Source organism: Paenibacillus bovis (assembly GCF_001421015.2).
Taxonomy (GTDB): domain Bacteria; phylum Bacillota; class Bacilli; order Paenibacillales; family Paenibacillaceae; genus Saccharibacillus; species Saccharibacillus bovis.
Genome location: NZ_CP013023.1, coordinates 1,239,826 through 1,256,430, shown reverse-complemented (window position 1 = coordinate 1,256,430; position 16,605 = coordinate 1,239,826). Strand labels below are relative to the sequence as shown.

Below are 16,605 nucleotides of genomic sequence, written 5' to 3'. Positions count from 1 at the left end.
TTTGCAATCTCTATGTAAAAGCTGGAGAACAGTTACCAACAGTATATGCACAAATTAGGACTAGATATCAACCGATTAGGCACAGGTTATCAACATGTTATACACAGCCTGAGGATAGATTTCAGTAAATTCCTGTCATTCTATACACAGGCAAATATAATTATGCAGACAAACCAAAACGAAAAAGGCTGAAAATAGCCGTTTTTGCCAAATACATTGCATATTGTAACTGAAATATTCATAAAAAGGACTGTATAGAACAGTCTGTTTATTTATACACAAGGTTATCCCCAAATTTTATCCACTTATCCACAATAAGTACACAGATTGCGCACAATGTATTTTCAGCTATTTTTATATCGTAATTGTAAAAAAATAGTTATCCACAATTTCTTTTTTATACCTGTATGCCTGCTTTTGATCCTTACATAAACGCAATTTAAGATTTAAATTTAATATTTAAAATGCCCGGCATTGTGACAAATCACATATTCTTCTATTTTAAATGGAGATAAGATAAAAATAGATCAACGTTCCGCTTTTATCCCATTAACCAATAGATTCTATAGAACTTATCATCAGAAAGGGTGACTGTATCATGATTAATATGTCTATGAACAATACCGAACAATCCATGCATCTATACCGTGTTTTCGCCAAGGCCTTCAAAAGTTTAAGTGAACATGCTGTCGCCGGAAGCAAAATCGAAGGCTTCAACTCTACTGCCTTTTCCGTTATGGAAGTACTATATTTCAAAGGCGCCCAGCCTATCCAGCAAATCGGGGCCAAGCTGCTGCTGCAGAGTGGCAATGTAACCTATGTGATCGACAAATTGGAGCACGGCGGACTGCTGCGCCGTCATCCTTGTCCAACAGACCGCCGTGTGATCTATGCGGAGCTGACAGATCGCGGACGTAATATGATGGATGAGATTTATCCCAAATACGAAGATCGTCTCAGCTATGCACTGGGCGGATTGAATACGCAGGAAAAGGAACAACTGATCTACCTGCTCAAAAAACTCGGCATGGAAGCGGAGCGTTTGTCTCCTGCTGCGCGTAAGTAAGTATTCACGCGGTACCTCTCGCTATCCCCAAAAAGCCATTTCTGTTTCGACAGCCGTATAACAGGCCGGGAAACGGAAATGGCTTTTTGATTTGCAGCTTGTTTGCATTTTGACTTGCGGAAATGGAACAGGAATATTTATCCGGCATCTATATGGAATACTTTTCTTCCACTAATCGCCCCTGCTCCAGGGTGAGCATGCGGGCTCCAGACCCTGCGAACAGCTCCGGTTCATGAGTCACGATGAGCAATGCTGCTCCCTGACTAGCCGCTCTGCGGCACAAATACAGCAGCCGATCTATTGTAAAATAATCGGCAGCCGAGCCCGGTTCATCGAGGATATACAATGGACGGGGCAGCAGGAACTGGCATACTGCCGCGAGCAGACGCTTCTGTCCTCCGCCCAGGCTATACGGGGAATCTTCACGACGTTCCAACAACCCTGCAAAACGCAGCATATCTTCCGCTTCCTTCCGGTAGGACTCGGGCAAAATATCCCGTGAACGCAGATTCAGACTCGCCCGGATCCCATATACGCACTCTTCCCACACTGTAGAAGCAACCCACTGATGATCGGGATGCTGAAATACATAACCGGTATCCGCAGCCCGGTCGTAGATAGACTGTCTGCCGGTATCCTGGCCATTACGATAGATACTTCGTACCGGAGGCTGCAGCAGACCAGACAGTAGACGGGTCAATGTCGTTTTTCCGGAGCCGTTGACGCCGCAAAGCAGCACGATCTCTCCCACATGTATAGTAAATTGAACCCCGTCCAGTGCCGGATAGGCTGCGCTACCTGAATAGCTGTACGTCAGATCGCGTACCTCTACGACAGGCTGCCTGGACACGACAGTCGCAGATGCAGGCACAGCCATACTCATTGTCTCGCTATAGTAATTATGATGCTCTTTCTCACTATGCTGATGATGCTGTTCTGTTTTTGATGTTGTCCTGGTAATAGCCTTATCTGCCTTCATGGTATGATCTGCATGGAAATTCTGATCGGTATCGGAGTAACGGGAATATCCTGCTGCAGACATGACTGCTTTGCTGGCAACAGACTGCCCTGTACGGGGCGGCAAAATATACAGCTGTTCCAACAGGCTCCGATGATGCAGCAGCAGTTCATCCGGTGTTCCTTGCAGTACGATACGTCCTTCGGACAAAATAACTACCCGACTGCAGAGCATGACTGTCTCCTCCCAGCGGGCAGATGCAGTGATCAGCGTCCCTCCCGATTGGTGCCAGTCTTCGATAATACGCAGCAAATCCTGTTTGCCCGCCGGGTCCAGACTCGCGGCAGGCTCATCCAGGATCAGTAGCTGCGGCTGTAGTGACAGTACTGCTGCCAGAGCGGTACGCTGACGCTGTCCACCGGATAGCTGATGGACCGACTCATAGCGAATCGATTGCAGATTCAGCGCCTTTGTCCAGTGATCGATGCGGCGACCGATTTCCTCTGCCGGTACGCGCAGATTCTCCGGCCCAAAAGCAATCTCGTCTTCTACCATGCCTACGACCAGCTCGGCATCCGGGTCCTGACCCAGCGATCCCATACGGCTCGCCAGCAGACCCGGTTCGGCAAACCCGGGGTCGATATCACCAATACGCACATTGCCTTCACGCTGTCCGCCGGCGATTCTCGGCAGCTGACCATTCATCACCCGGCAGAGCGTTGATTTACCACTGCCGCTGCCGCCGATAATCATCAGCCATTCTCCAGACTGAACCTCCAGCGAGATCTGCTCCAATGTGGGAGAAGTACTGTCTTCATAGGTGTACGACACTCCGCTCAGCTGGACAAACGGAATCCATTCTGTAGACATTTAGCGTTCTCTGGAGAAGGCGGCGAATCGGCGCAGTAGTCCTGTTTTGCCAATTGCTTTGCCAAAAATCACTGTCAGCATCCCGCATAGAATCACGCCGCTGGCGATCCGTACGATCATGGCGATGCTCAGTACAGTCATTCCCCATTTGGAATAACCAAACATCTGGACAGCTACAAGGAACCATATTGGTACCATCGCTCCGCCGACCAGCATCATTACACCCATGGACCAGCGGCGGTAGCGCAGCAGTCCGAAGATCAATTCGGCAATAACCATATAACAGAACGCTGCCGCGAGAGCCGAAGCGATTCCGTAAGAAGTACCGACAAAGCACTGTACCAGCGCCCCCAGTGCATAAGTGATTACAGCCGTGCCTGGTTTGCGGATAATATAATAAGCCAGCAGACCGTAGATCATATACAGACCGGTAATACTGGATGTCATAATCGGGCCGCCGATACTGCTGAGCAGCTGGTTCACTCCGGACAGATACATGGTCATTACCGCATTGGCCGTAGCCAGCAGTGCCATCAATACAATCTCCATAGTGGTAAACGACTGCAGCGTTTTATTTACGCTGCGATTCATTACATTACTCATATTGCACTTCGCTCCTCGAATCTACATTGTTAACTACATTTATTAATGTAGGTTAACAATAATGATAAGTCAATTTTTTTATTTATTCTTTAATAAAAGGTCTGCTTATTCTCATACAATCTGCATTGTCCGCTGCTCCTGCTTTTACAGGATTATATACAGCATGATCGTGATCAGCACACTTCCGCTCATCCAGTATAATGCCGATACCGGTAGAACAAATCGATGATAAAATGTGCGATCTGGATACGCTCCGAATCCTTTGGCTTCCATTGCGCCGGCAATATGCTGGATGCGGCGAATCGAACCGGTAAATACCGCTCCCATATAGTCTTTGGTTTGCAGCAGTGCTGCCCATCCCCGGGCTTTGCGTTGACTACGCAGACGACGGGCCGCCAATGCCAGCCTGGCTTCCTCACGCAGCAGCGGCAAAAAAGTCAGCGCAAGAGCCAGTCCGTAAGCAAAGCGATAAGGCACTTTTAATTTCAGCACCAGGGCGCCGACCAGTTCACGATAATCGGTTGTAAGCGACAGCGCTACCGAAGTCAGACACAGGATAAAAATACGCAGCGTCATTACCGCTCCATATTCCAGTCCTCCGGAAGTCAGCTGCAGCGCTCCCCATTGCCACCAGATATCGCCTTGTCTGACCGATAGCATGGATAAGCCAAAATAAGGAATCCCTATCGCAGCCAGTAGCCGGAGCAGCGGTCCACTCACCAGTTGACCGGCACCTATGGCTATTGCAATCCATACTACCGCAAACAGCAGCAGCTGCGGCAGTGCGTGCTCAATATGGACAGCCAGTACCGAGATACAGAGCAGCATGACCATTTTGGTCAACGGATCGATCCTGTAGAGAAACCGGCGAGACTCCGGTCTATTTTTTGTTGAACTCATGCGTTTGTCTCCATCCTTTCTTTCCATACCGCTTCCGCCACTTGTATCCTTTTGTCCAACAGGCGGAACATTCATATATTGACGAAAAACGACATTCCCGTCAATCCCCTGTTTGGTCTTCCGGCGCTGTCAGCAGCAATTCACCAAAAAAAGCGTATCCCATAAATGCATTACGGGATACGCTCTTTTTGCGAAAGAAGACAGCTGCCTCGCGGGTGATCAGCGATTAGACGACAACAGATGATTTCTGTCCCGAGCGAGTACGTTCCGGGAGGTTACCACTCTGATGAGAGACCACTTCACTGCACAGCATCGAAAGGCGCTTGCGAATTTCTTTGAGTTCTCCGATACCTGTGCCGGTGATCATATATTCCTCACCATTCGCAGTCAGCATATTCTCGGTAGTGAGATGTTCCAGCTCCTGCTTCACTTCACGATCCCCCACACGATAGCCGTGACTCTCCAGAATCGGCTGCATATCGTTGATCGTCAGTTTATGCTGAGTAGCCTGATGCAGCATATGAATTCGAATAAAAAGATTTTGTACCTCCGCGTGCATATACTCTTCTCTCCTTCCAGTGATGTGTTAAGTATGAAGGCCGTGTATCCATTCCTGGCTAAGAGTTCGTTCAAACAGGGATATAGCCGCGGCAGATCGAGCCTTTTCTGTCCTTAAGGTATTCATGCTGTACTTACCCTTGCTGCCTGTCTAATAAACAGGTTCGCTGCGCTTTATTCCAAATTTTACCTTACAGGCTTAATCGACTACTCGGCAGTCAATTACATCGTATCTTCATTTGCAAAAACACCTGTGAGCGGTATACTATCCCTATGCGCTGTTCTGCGATAATTTGGTACGGATGCAGCCAGCATGTCTGCAGTCGATCCGGCTGTAAATTTTATATCGAAAAGGTGAATCCCATGTTTGAAAATATAGCGTATTCCGGTTCCCGTGAAGAGCAGTACAGTATGGCACTCAGCCAGCTCAAAGGTCTTATTCATGACGAACCCAATCGTATTGCCAATCTGTCCAATGCTTCTGCGCTGCTGAAGCAATTCCTGACCGATACTAACTGGACAGGCTTTTATCTGTATGATGGCAAAGAATTGGTGCTTGGCCCATTCCAGGGTCTGCCAGCTTGTATCCGTATTCCGCTGGGCAAAGGGGTGTGTGGTACATCCGCAGCCGAACGCCGTACACTGCTCGTGGCGGATGTGCATGAATTTCCGGGACATATCGCCTGCGATGCTGCTTCCAACAGCGAAATTGTGGTTCCACTGGTCAAAGACGGCGAGCTGATCGGCGTAATCGATATCGACAGCCCGCTCAAATCCCGCTTTGACGAGCAGGATCAAAAGTTCCTGGAAGAGTTTGCCGAGATTCTGGTTCAGTCTTTCTAATTGCATAAGCATGTCCGTTACAGACAGCCCTGTTCATTATTCGATGAATCGGGCTATTTTTGTACAGCATGGATCCTGTTTATATTGCTTCTGTTATGTAGTTTTTGTTTCCATTTCTCCAATCCGCTGTCAGATGATAGAAATCTGGCTTACATTTTATTTTGTATTTTTATCAACTATAATGAAGATATGGCATTTTATTTTACATAATATCAGGAGGGAATAAACCGTATGTCAAAAATATTGACCCGATCTGAAGTCCCTGTCTCCTCAACCTGGAATATAAGTGATCTCTATGCAACAGAAGCTGACTGGGAAAAAGACCTACGTGCCTTGCAGCAGCTTACCGATAACATTCAATCCTATCAAGGGCGTCTGGGTGAGTCGGCGCAGACGCTATACGAATGTCTGAATCAACAGGAATCCCTGATACAAAAAGCGATGAAAATAGGCAGCTATGCCAGTCTTCAGCAGTCCGAAGACGGAACCAACCCAGCCAATATGTCCCGTGCCGCGCGTTCCGGCGATGTACTGTCCGCTGTCTACGCCCGGCTGACCTGGATCGACTCCGAGATTCTTGATCTGCCGGAAGGCACGATTACACAATATGTTGCCGGATATCCGGCACTGGCCGTCTATGAACGCAGCCTGAATCTGCTGCTGGATACACGACCGCATCGTCTGTCACCCGATGTGGAAGCAACCCTGGCAGCTATGGGCGAAGTGACTGGCGCTCCTTATCGGATCTATCTGCGCAGCAAGCTGGCAGATATGACGTTTGACGATGCTGTCGATCAGCAGGGTCAGGTGCAGCCTGTTTCGTTCCGGCTGTATGAGAATGCTTATGAGGTATCGCCGGATACCGAGCTGCGGCGCAGTTCATTTGCATCCTTTACCCGCACGCTAAGCCAGTATCGCAATACGATAGCCGAGACCTATGCCACCGAAGTCAAAAAGCAGATCGTACTGGCTCGTCTGCGCGGCTATGAATCGGTCACCGATATGCTGCTCCAGCCCCAGCAGGTGACACGCGATATGTACGATAATATTCATAATGTACTGCTTCGGGAACTGGCCCCTCATATGCAGCGGCTCGCCCGGCTCAAACAGCGCGTACTGGGACTGGACCGCATGACTTTCTGCGATCTCAAAGCACCGCTGGACCCGGACTACAACCCGTCGGTGTCTTTTGCAGAAGCGGAAAATACGGTCAAGGAAGCGCTCCAGATCATGGGAACGGAATATATGGCTATTATGGAAGAAGCCTTTTCTTCCCGCTGGATCGACTATGCGGATAATGTCGGCAAATCGACCGGTGCTTTCTGCTCTTCCATTTACGGGGAACATGCCTATATTCTGATGGCATGGGCAGACAATATGCGCAATGCTTTTACCCTGGCGCATGAGCTTGGACATGCCGGACACCTGACGCTGGCTGCCCGTAATCAGCGTCTGTCCAATTATCGCCCGTCGCTCTACTACATTGAAGCACCATCCACCATGAATGAACTGCTGCTCGCCGATCATCTTATGAAAAGCTCGCAGGATAAGCAGCTGCGCCGCTGGGTTATCCTGCAGCTGCTGAGCACGTATTATCATAACTTTGTCACTCATTTGCTGGAAGCCGAGCTTCAGCGCCGGGTATACGATGCCGCTATGCATGGGCAGGCGATTACGGCAGACTGGCTGTCTGCTACCAAAGGCGAAGTGCTGGCCGGCTTCTGGGGAGATACGGTCGAGATCGATGAAGGTGCTCGCCTGACCTGGATGCGTCAGCCGCATTATTACATGGGACTCTATCCATATACGTATGCTGCCGGACTCACTGCTTCTACAGCAGCTATGCAGCAAATTCGCGATGAAGGTCAGCCTGCTGTGGATCGCTGGCTCACCGCACTCAAAGCAGGCGGATCATTGCCACCTCTGGAACTGATGCAGCTGGCAGGCGTCGATATGTCCGGACCACAGCCTATTTCGACCGCTGCTGATTATGTCGGCTCCCTGATCAGCGAGCTGGAATCCCTGTACGAATAATTGGTAAATAGCACCGAGAATCGTAGCGCCCAATCATCTCCGGAGTAAACACCATTTGCTTATTTTAATAAACATCCACTAGCTGGTGACCTCAACTATCCATACTGCATTTCGAGCAATGCAGTCATGGATAGGCAGGCACCAGCTTTTTAGTTATCTCGTATTTTGTATGTATATCTGGTGATTCTGTTACATTTTGAACCTTTATTATCCATAGGTAGACAGATATTTAACGTTTTTTATCTCTAAGTAAAGATTTTTTTCGAAAAAGGGGTTGATTTATGAAGAATATGTAGTATCATTAAAAAAGTAAGTAACAAACATTTACATACAACCAAGGAGGATTATCCAATATGTCTACTGAATTTATGAAAGCTCTTGAGAACCGCCGCTCTATCTACGTGATCAGCAAAGAATCGCCTATCGAAGACAGCAAAATCCAACAAATCGTTGAAGAAGCTGTTAAATATACACCGTCTTCCTTCAACTCCCAAAGCGCACGCGTTGTTGTACTGCTCGGCGAACAGCATGATCGCCTGTGGGATATTACGACCGAGACACTGCGCGGTATTGTTAACAACGAAGAAGTATTCCAAGCAACCGCCGACAAAATGAACATGTTCAAAAACGGCTACGGAACTGTACTGTTCTTCGAAGACATGGATATTATCGCCAATCTGCAAAACCAATTCGAAGCTTATCGTGACAACTTCCCACTGTGGGGACAACAGGCTAACGGAATGCTTCAACTGGTTATCTGGACAGCTCTGGAAGCAGAAGGTCTGGGCGCTACACTGCAGCATTACAATCCAGTTATTGATGAAGAAGTAAAATCCACGTGGAACATTCCTGCTCAATGGCAAATGGTTGCACAAATGCCTTTCGGTAAACCAGCTGCTCCTGCAGGCGAGAAAACATACCAACCGGTTGAAGAACGCGTGAAATTTTTCAAATAATCTATTGATATAATGTATTGCAAATATCATTAGAATTAAAAAGGACCTGCCTTTTCCTGAGGCAGGTCCTTTTTGGTATGCTTTTCTGATATGCTTCATCGGAAATGATCGGATAGAGCATGATATGCACGGTGTACCTGTATGCGGTTCGTTATCCGCGTCTACAGTGCATACTCTATATCCAGCCAGCATCAATCTCCTACTGTACTGCCATCCTGATACTGGGTACGAATACGCAGTACATTACCGTCTTTGTCCAGATCCAGGCGCACGGTTGTACCCTGCAGCTTCTCGTTATCCGGATCTTTTTGTGCTTCGTATTGAGCCGACTTGGTATAGGTCATTTCTTTTTCACCCTGCTTGATCACGACCTGGGTATCTGTCTGGGACACATACATACCTACAATATCCTGCTGGGAGTTATCCGCATCGTCTGCTTTGTCAGCAGGCTGTGCGACTGTAATACTGCCATCCTGTGCACTCAGGGTTACACTGATTTGCTGACCGGGAAGGTCGGTAGATGGCGGCAGAGCAGATGCCGGCTCGTACGAGTTGCTTTTCGGAATAATCAGCTGTTTGCCGTTAACATCCAGCGTCATCGTATCTTCATTCTCCGCTACATACTTACCCACTACATTATAGTCCGAGTTGGGATCACTTTTGTTGGGATCGGAAGAATACTGGCGATAGTCGGTTTCCGTTGTCTGCGGATTCGAGTTATCCTGTCCGGTATCATCCGGTTTGGACTCGGAGGCACTCTGTGCGGCAGAAGTAGGATCATTGCTTTTACTTTCCTGTGTATCGCTGCAACCTGCTATTACGCCGGATAGCAGAAGCGCAGCAGCTGCGCTCATTGTTAAAGACTTCATCATCATGACAAGCCCCTCTCTGTAATCTCCGTTACGGGATCAATTTACACACTCACATGTTCCTTTACCCCAAATCCGGGTAGTTCCAAACCTTAACTTAGAGGGGCTGCCCTGCCTGAGGTAGTCCAAAAGCTGCTGCCAACTGCTCAATAGCGCGCATCCGGTTCGCAAATCCGTACATCAACGGCAGCAGGAGCACTTCGTCTGCTCCATAGTCTGCAGCCAGCGCTTCGATACCCTCGCGTACGCTGTCGGCGGTACCTACCATCATCCGGCGGCGATTGCGGGCTATAACTTCCAGATCTCCTATCGTATAGTCATAAGACTGAATCGTTGCCGGAGCCGGAAAAGAAGAACGACGCTGTCCCTTGTTCTCCGACATCAGCAGCCAGTGATCCCAGCTTCGTGCCAGCTGCTCCGCTTGCTCTTCGGTATCCGCTACCGTCACGAAAATACCGACTATGCCCCGCGGCGCCGGCAGGGAAGCCGAAGGCCGGAAATTGGCCCGATACTGCTGCATCGCAGCGATCCCTATCGATGATGAATTAATAAAATGGGCAAAAGCCAGCCCGATTCCATGTGCCGCTGCCAGCTCGGCTCCTCCGCGTCCGGTACCCAGCATCCACAGCTCCGGCTGCGTGTCGATGATCGGTGTTGCTTTGAGACCGGGAAAGCGATGATCTGCCGGCTCCTCATCATTCAGATAACGGATCAGATCGATCAACTGCTGCTCGTAGGAAACAGCTTCGGTACGTCCTTCATTGAGAGCCTGTTTGCCGATCCGACCGGCTCCGGCGGCTCTGCCGGCTCCAAGATCGATTCGTCCCGGATGCAAAGCCTCCAACATGCGAAAATTCTCTGCGATTTTGTAGGCACTATAATTCGGCAGCATGACTCCGCCCGATCCGATGCGAATACGGTCGGTCTGATCCGCCAGATGCATCATCAACAGCTCGGGATTACTGCCAGCAAGCGGCGGCAAATAATGATGCTCTGACACCCAGAATCGGTGATAGCCCAGCCGATCGGCTGCGCGCGCCAATTCGGCGGTTTGCTGCAGCGCTGTCCGATCATTGCTCCCTTCGTCTACAGGAGAATAATCCAGTATCGATAATGAAATCATGCGTCATTCCTCCTTTTCCAACAGTAATGTCCATTATTTACCATGTTTCGCTATAGGGATAATGCGTTACATTCACATAGGCGTATAGATTCCTAAATACAGATATTATTTTTTACGATTCCTAAAATATTATCAGCAACTAATTCTATATAATCGTGTATAATGAATCAAATGCGTTTTACATAAAAAACCAGCAGAGAAATATTCACCCTTTCTGTGCTGCGGGGGGCTTTATACCGTCATCTATTGTTAAATTCATATATAAAGGAGCTACTCATGAACATATTTAAGAAAGTAAGTATGTTATTTCTTACTTTAACCATTTTACTGCCAGGTTTGTTTGGATTTCATTCGGTTTCCGCTGCGGATATGGGCGCGGCTTCGGATACAGCAGTGTCTGCGGCAGCACCGGATTCTGCTCCTACAAGTGTACAGTCCGATACGTACGGTCAGACAGGCAGCGGAGGTACGGATACCTCGCCAGGTACATCTACGCCGCCCGGGAATACGGATACACAGCCTCCTGTAACTCCCGAAGATCCGGCTACTGATACATATCAGAACATTATTACCCGGATATTCCTTACGGATGCCAACCTCAATGAAATTAATGGTCAGGTCAACCCTGACACCCAGATTGACCCGAATGCACCGGTCTATCTGAATTATGAGTGGGCATTGCCGGATAATGGCTCTTTCCACAGCGGATCTACTTTTGAATTCGATCTGCCATCTGCTTTTCAGTTATACAATGATATCAATAATGTCCCGCTGCAGTTTGAAGATGGAACTGTAGGCAGCTTCAGTGCTACACGCAGTGGACATGTGACGATGACATTTAATGATACGATTGAACAATACTCGAATATTCACGGAACGATGCAGTTCCGCACCGCATTCAGCCAGGAAGTGATTCATGGCAGCACCGAGGTACAGATTCCGGTGCCGTTGAATGGAGACTCCAACTTTATTCTGGTGTATTTCAAACCGGATAAAGGAACGTCTATCAGCAAGCGTGGTCAAGCACTGGATCAGAGTCATATCCAGTGGACGATTGATGTGAATACGACCAAGGAAAAAGTCGAAAATGCTGTAGTTACCGATCCTATCGCTGCAGGCATGTCTTTGGATACAAGCTCTATTCAGGTACACGAGCTGAATGTCAATGTAGATGGAACGACAACCCGCGGACAACAGCTGACATCCGGCTATCAACTGGAATCGGACAGCAGCAGCTTCAAGCTGACATTCGACCCGGTAATCCGCTCTGCCTATCGCATTACGTATGTTACGGATATTACAACTGACACACAGAGCAAATTTACCAATACGGCATCTTTTGCCAGTAACAAAGGTACACTGACTGCCAAAGCGGAAGTTTCTGTCGAACAGAAATTCCTGACCAAAAAAGTGGAAAGCTATGATGAACAGACCGGTATAATCTCCTGGTCGATCGGCTATAATCTGAGCAGCCGCTCGATTCCTCAGGATCAGGCGACACTGCAGGATCGGTTTAACGCCAGCCAGCAGCTGGTGACCAATTCGATCAAGGTGTACAATACGAACACCAACAGTCTATTGAGCGAAGGTCAGGACTATACTATTACACAAGCGCCTGTCAAAAATGGCCGTACCGGATTCGATCTGAAATTCCTGTATGCGATTGATTCTCCTTACACGATCAAATATCAGACTCAACCGATCAATCGTGTAGATAATGATGAAAAAGTAAGCAATACGGTAACCTCAGGCGGAGTCAGCGATAATGCCTCCCAGGTCATCAAAAATGTGGTCTTTACCAAAGCACTGGTGGATGCCAACTATGTACGCAAGGAAGCAACCTGGATGCTGTCGCTTAACCGTGATGGTTATGCAATGTCCAATGTGATCATCAATGATACCTTCCCGAATGGCGGACTGGAATTCCAGCCGGATTCCCTGCAAATCCTAAATGCGGATGGCAGTGAATACCCTGCTTCCGACTATACAGTGAGCAGCGAGAATGGACGATCCGGATTCAAAATTACATTTAATGAAGATATTACTGCTCCATTGACGATTATGTATCGCACCCTGTTCGATGTCGAATGGAAAACGAACAAAACCGATACTTCCTTTTTGAACCGGGCGCAGCTGTCCTGGATTGAAAATGGAAAAACACGGACAGACGATGCAGAAGCACGCTTCTGGCCGGATAGCATGACAATCAATAACGGTTCCAAAGACGGCTCCTACAATGCAACGACCAAACAGGTTACCTGGAATATCAAAGCCAATTACAGCAGCCGTCAGCTGACCAATGCATATATCGAAGACATGCTGGAGCCGGGTCAATCGTATGTGCCAGGTTCACTGCAGGTCAATCATATGAATCTGGTCGGTGTATGGAACAGTGTAACCCGCGGCAAAACGGTAGCTCCGTCCGATTATCAGGTGGTACTGCCTGCTGCTGGTGAAGACGGTGGCAAGCTGCAGGTACGATTCAACAAGCCGATTAATTCACCGTACTGGATTACCTTTAAAACAACGGTGGAGAATCATATCGTAAAACCGACGATCCGCAACAATGCGATGCTGCACAGTGACGAGGCTGTCTATCCATGGGCCGCATCTGTCAGTATCCCCAAAGGCGGAGAATATGTATCCAAAACCGGTACACAGGACGGCGACAAAATCTATTGGACTGTCTACATTAACCGTGGACAATCCTATGTAGAAAATGCTCGCATTACCGATCAACCGACACCTAATCAGATTTTGCTGACCGACTCCTTTAATTTGTACTCAGCGAGTGTGGCGAGTAACGGTGGATTAGCCAAAGGAGCCAAACTGGTACGGGGTACCGATTATAAGTTAACTATTACTTCGGGCAGTCCCGAGAAATTCGAACTGTCTTTCCTGAAGCCTATCCGCTCGGCCATGATTCTGGAGTATTCGTCCATGATTACGGCAGAAGACAGAGAGCAGATCGGTAATACGGTACAATTTGCCGGAGACGGTGTTACGACCGGTACGGTAGATACAAGCAAGGAAATCACTGTCCGCACTTCCTCGGCTTCCGGTACAGGAACCGGTGTAGTCGGCAATCTGGTAGTCAGCAAAGTCGACAAAGATGATCCTTCGCTACCGCTGGAAGGTGCAACCTTTGTATTGCAGGATGCTGCCAAAGCTAAACCAGCTATCAAATTGACTACCGATCCGCAGGGTCGCGCTTTGTTCACCCGCCTGCTGTATGGCAAATACACGCTGCAGGAAACAAGTGCTCCTGCAGGTTATATACTGGACTCCACTGTACACACGGTGACGATTAATTCCAGTATCAAGCAGTCCAACAATGCGGTATTCCTGACCTTGACGAATACCAAGCAACCGACCGTACCTCCGGGTACGCCGGATAATCCAGGTACACCAGACAACCCTGGTAATCCAGGTAATCCAGGCACTCCCGATAATCCGGGCACGCCAGGAACACCTGACAATCCAGGTAGTCCAGATAACCCGGGTACACCGGATAATCCAGGCACTCCGGGTACGCCGACAGACAACAAGCCAGATAAAGACAAGCCTGGCACACCGTCTACTCCACCGGGAGGTACCAATCCATCAGGAGGTACGCCTGTAAACGAACCAACGATTCCGGTTGAAGATGAACCCACCCCATCGGGTACAGTTGATCCAACACCGTCTAATCCATCGGTTCAGCCGGAGACACTGCCTCCGGTACCGGGTAATCCTTCAGAACCGGAAATTCCGGTACCGGATGAACCTGTACCAAGTGGTACCGTTCCACCAGCACCTGCTCAACAACCGGATATCCCGGTCAATGAAGAGCCTGTGCCAAAAGGAACAACACCGCCGGAGCGTACTCCTTCCCAGCAGCAGCAACCAATGCTGCCACAGACAGGGGAATCAAGCCGTATGCCATTCTGGCTGACCGGTGCAGCGCTGCTCGTAATGGGTGTTGTATTGCACCAGATGCAATCGGCACGTCGACGTTCCGAAGGACGCGGCGGCTCCAACAAATAAACGCATATTCTTTTAAATAAAAGCACCTGTTGTTTGTTCGATGAATAGAACTCATCGTATACAGACAACAGGTGCTTTTTCATTTGCAGCATTCTAGATTTTCAGCATATAACTGAGATCGGAAGCCGGAGTTGGATAAGCGTACAGTACTTCACGCATCTGATCGATCGTGAGATGAAGACGAATCGCTATAGCAAAGTAATTAAGCATCTCATCGGCCTCACCACTCAACAGATGCGCTCCGAGAATTTGCCGACTGGATGTATCGATAATAATTTTGGCCATGGCCGTTTGTTCATTCGTGCGCTTGTACGTATACCAGGTTGATGTATCAAACGTATTGATCGTCACCCGATCACCCAGCTTGCGGGCTTCTTCTTCGGTCATGCCGATAGCACCCAGCTTGGGAATCGTAAAGGCTATGCTCGGCATTGCCCGGTAATCCGGCTTGCGTGTATTGCCATGGAGCAGATTGTGGGTAGCCACCTGCGATTCCAGACTGGCCAGCGGGGTAAGCGGCAGCCCAGGCGAGTCCGTACAATCTCCTGCAGCGTATACTCTGGGGTTGCTGACGCTCTGCATATACTCGTTAACATGAACCCCTTTTTTGCCGAATTCGACTTTTCCCTGATCCAGCTGGATGTCCATAATATTCGGTACTCTACCGGCGCCATGGACGACCAGACCGCATTCCAGACGCAGCTCCTGATTCCCTTGCTCTCCATCCTGCTGATTGGCACGGATCATATAACGTGCCTGATTCGCTGTGCCTTTTGTCAGCTGCTCTGCGCCGGATGGCTGCGAATCTGCTGCCACCTCGCCTTCCAGCTGTTCTATCGACTGCAGCGATGTATTCAGATGGATATGGATACCGATCTCCCGGCTTCGCTGCACCAGTTCCTGCACCAGTTCCGGATCGAATCCTTTGAGTGGCTGCTCATCCTTGTGCAGAATATGTACCTCTGCACCTGCGCGGGCAGCAATATGGGCAAATTCAAAAGAAATGTATCCGCCACCAACGAATACCAGCGGAGACGGCAGCTGTTCCAGATTCAGAAAATGGTCGCTGTTCGCCAGATACTGCTCGCCTTCCACCGACAATGGTGCAGGCTTGGCACCCGTAGCGATCAGAATATGTTTGCCGGTCAGTCGATGACCGTCTACATCTATCGTGTCTTCACTGACAAATTTGGCGTGACCATGAAAAGTATGAATGCCTGCATCCTTGAGCTTTTTCTCATGGGCACCCGGAATATAGTCTGTAAATGTATGCTTGAAAGCCATTAAATCCGGCCAGTTGATCCGGACGCTGTCCTGTAGTCCTTTGCCAATCATTCGTTCGGTACGATCGACCAGCTCGGCTGCTCCGACCAGTACCTTTTTGGGATCGCATCCGCGCAGTGCGCAGGTGCCGCCATATTCGCGTGAATCTACAATCGCAACTTCCCAGTTTTGTTCGCGGCATGCCTGGGCGGTAGCTGCGCCTGCACTGCCGGTACCGATTACAACCAGATCAAAAGTCTGTTCCATGGATTATCGCCTCATTTATATAAATTCAAGTCACCTGGTTACAGTCACTCTTCTATTCTTTTAAACTACAAATGAGGACAGCAATCGGTGCCAGCTATCTTGCAGGGTTGCGCAACACCTGATTCGGCAGTCATAGGCTGCTACCCGGCCTTTTCTGACGGCATCTGAGACTATTCAACCAATTTGGCAAATATTCGATGCGATCTGTAATAATCTTGAATTTCTTACCTTTTCAGTCTTTCTTTTTATTGACCTCACGTGTTAAATTG

At 48.8% G+C, this 16,605-nt stretch carries 12 protein-coding genes; 5 read left to right on the top strand and 7 right to left on the bottom strand.

Annotated elements, in window-relative coordinates:
* The first annotated feature begins 598 nt into the window (after positions 1 to 598).
* Complete coding sequence (locus tag AR543_RS05360) at positions 599 to 1,066, top strand: MarR family winged helix-turn-helix transcriptional regulator (protein ID WP_060532457.1); 468 nt, start codon at positions 599 to 601, stop codon at positions 1,064 to 1,066.
* Between the two features lie 148 nt (positions 1,067 to 1,214).
* Here AR543_RS05360 and AR543_RS05355 read toward each other — a convergent pair whose 3' ends face one another.
* From AR543_RS05355 to AR543_RS05340, 4 genes are all read right to left on the bottom strand, one after another.
* Positions 1,215 to 2,894, bottom strand: a complete 1,680-nt coding sequence (locus tag AR543_RS05355; RefSeq protein ID WP_060532455.1) for an ABC transporter ATP-binding protein — start codon at positions 2,892 to 2,894, stop codon at positions 1,215 to 1,217.
* Positions 2,895 to 3,497 carry an ECF transporter S component gene (locus AR543_RS05350; protein ID WP_060532452.1) on the bottom strand — a complete coding sequence of 201 codons (603 nt, stop codon included), beginning with the start codon at positions 3,495 to 3,497 and terminating at the stop codon, positions 2,895 to 2,897.
* 144 nt (positions 3,498 to 3,641) lie between these two features.
* Positions 3,642 to 4,397, bottom strand: a complete 756-nt coding sequence (locus AR543_RS05345; RefSeq protein WP_064505626.1) for an energy-coupling factor transporter transmembrane component T family protein — start codon at positions 4,395 to 4,397, stop codon at positions 3,642 to 3,644.
* Between the two features lie 226 nt (positions 4,398 to 4,623).
* The gene (locus tag AR543_RS05340) at positions 4,624 to 4,956 is read right to left on the bottom strand and encodes a hypothetical protein (protein WP_060532448.1); all 333 of its coding nucleotides are present in this window, start codon (positions 4,954 to 4,956) and stop codon (positions 4,624 to 4,626) included.
* Between the two features lie 362 nt (positions 4,957 to 5,318).
* Here AR543_RS05340 and AR543_RS05335 point away from each other — a divergent pair, with 362 nt between their 5' ends.
* The 3 genes from AR543_RS05335 (at position 5,319) to AR543_RS05325 (ending at position 8,788) form a co-directional block, all read left to right on the top strand.
* Entirely contained in the window at positions 5,319 to 5,798 is a 480-nt protein-coding gene (locus AR543_RS05335; protein ID WP_060532447.1) for a GAF domain-containing protein, read from the top strand.
* Between the two features lie 231 nt (positions 5,799 to 6,029).
* Entirely contained in the window at positions 6,030 to 7,832 is a 1,803-nt protein-coding gene (gene pepF, locus AR543_RS05330; protein WP_060532444.1) for an oligoendopeptidase F, read from the top strand.
* A 353-nt stretch (positions 7,833 to 8,185) separates the two neighbouring features.
* Positions 8,186 to 8,788 carry a nitroreductase family protein gene (locus tag AR543_RS05325; RefSeq protein ID WP_060532442.1) on the top strand — a complete coding sequence of 201 codons (603 nt, stop codon included), beginning with the start codon at positions 8,186 to 8,188 and terminating at the stop codon, positions 8,786 to 8,788.
* A gap of 191 nt (positions 8,789 to 8,979) precedes the next feature.
* Here AR543_RS05325 and AR543_RS05320 read toward each other — a convergent pair whose 3' ends face one another.
* A complete protein-coding gene (locus AR543_RS05320) occupies positions 8,980 to 9,663 on the bottom strand; it encodes a hypothetical protein (RefSeq protein ID WP_145953893.1) in 684 nt (227 codons plus the stop codon).
* Positions 9,664 to 9,754: 91 nt separating this feature from the next.
* Positions 9,755 to 10,780 carry an LLM class flavin-dependent oxidoreductase gene (locus AR543_RS05315; RefSeq protein ID WP_060532438.1) on the bottom strand — a complete coding sequence of 342 codons (1,026 nt, stop codon included), beginning with the start codon at positions 10,778 to 10,780 and terminating at the stop codon, positions 9,755 to 9,757.
* Positions 10,781 to 11,056: 276 nt separating this feature from the next.
* Here AR543_RS05315 and AR543_RS05310 point away from each other — a divergent pair, with 276 nt between their 5' ends.
* On the top strand, positions 11,057 to 14,806 hold the full coding sequence (locus tag AR543_RS05310) for a collagen binding domain-containing protein (RefSeq protein ID WP_060532436.1): 3,750 nt from the start codon (positions 11,057 to 11,059) through the stop codon (positions 14,804 to 14,806).
* Between the two features lie 93 nt (positions 14,807 to 14,899).
* Here AR543_RS05310 and AR543_RS05305 read toward each other — a convergent pair whose 3' ends face one another.
* Positions 14,900 to 16,336 carry a dihydrolipoyl dehydrogenase family protein gene (locus AR543_RS05305; protein ID WP_060532434.1) on the bottom strand — a complete coding sequence of 479 codons (1,437 nt, stop codon included), beginning with the start codon at positions 16,334 to 16,336 and terminating at the stop codon, positions 14,900 to 14,902.
* Between the last annotated feature and the right edge of the window lie 269 nt (positions 16,337 to 16,605).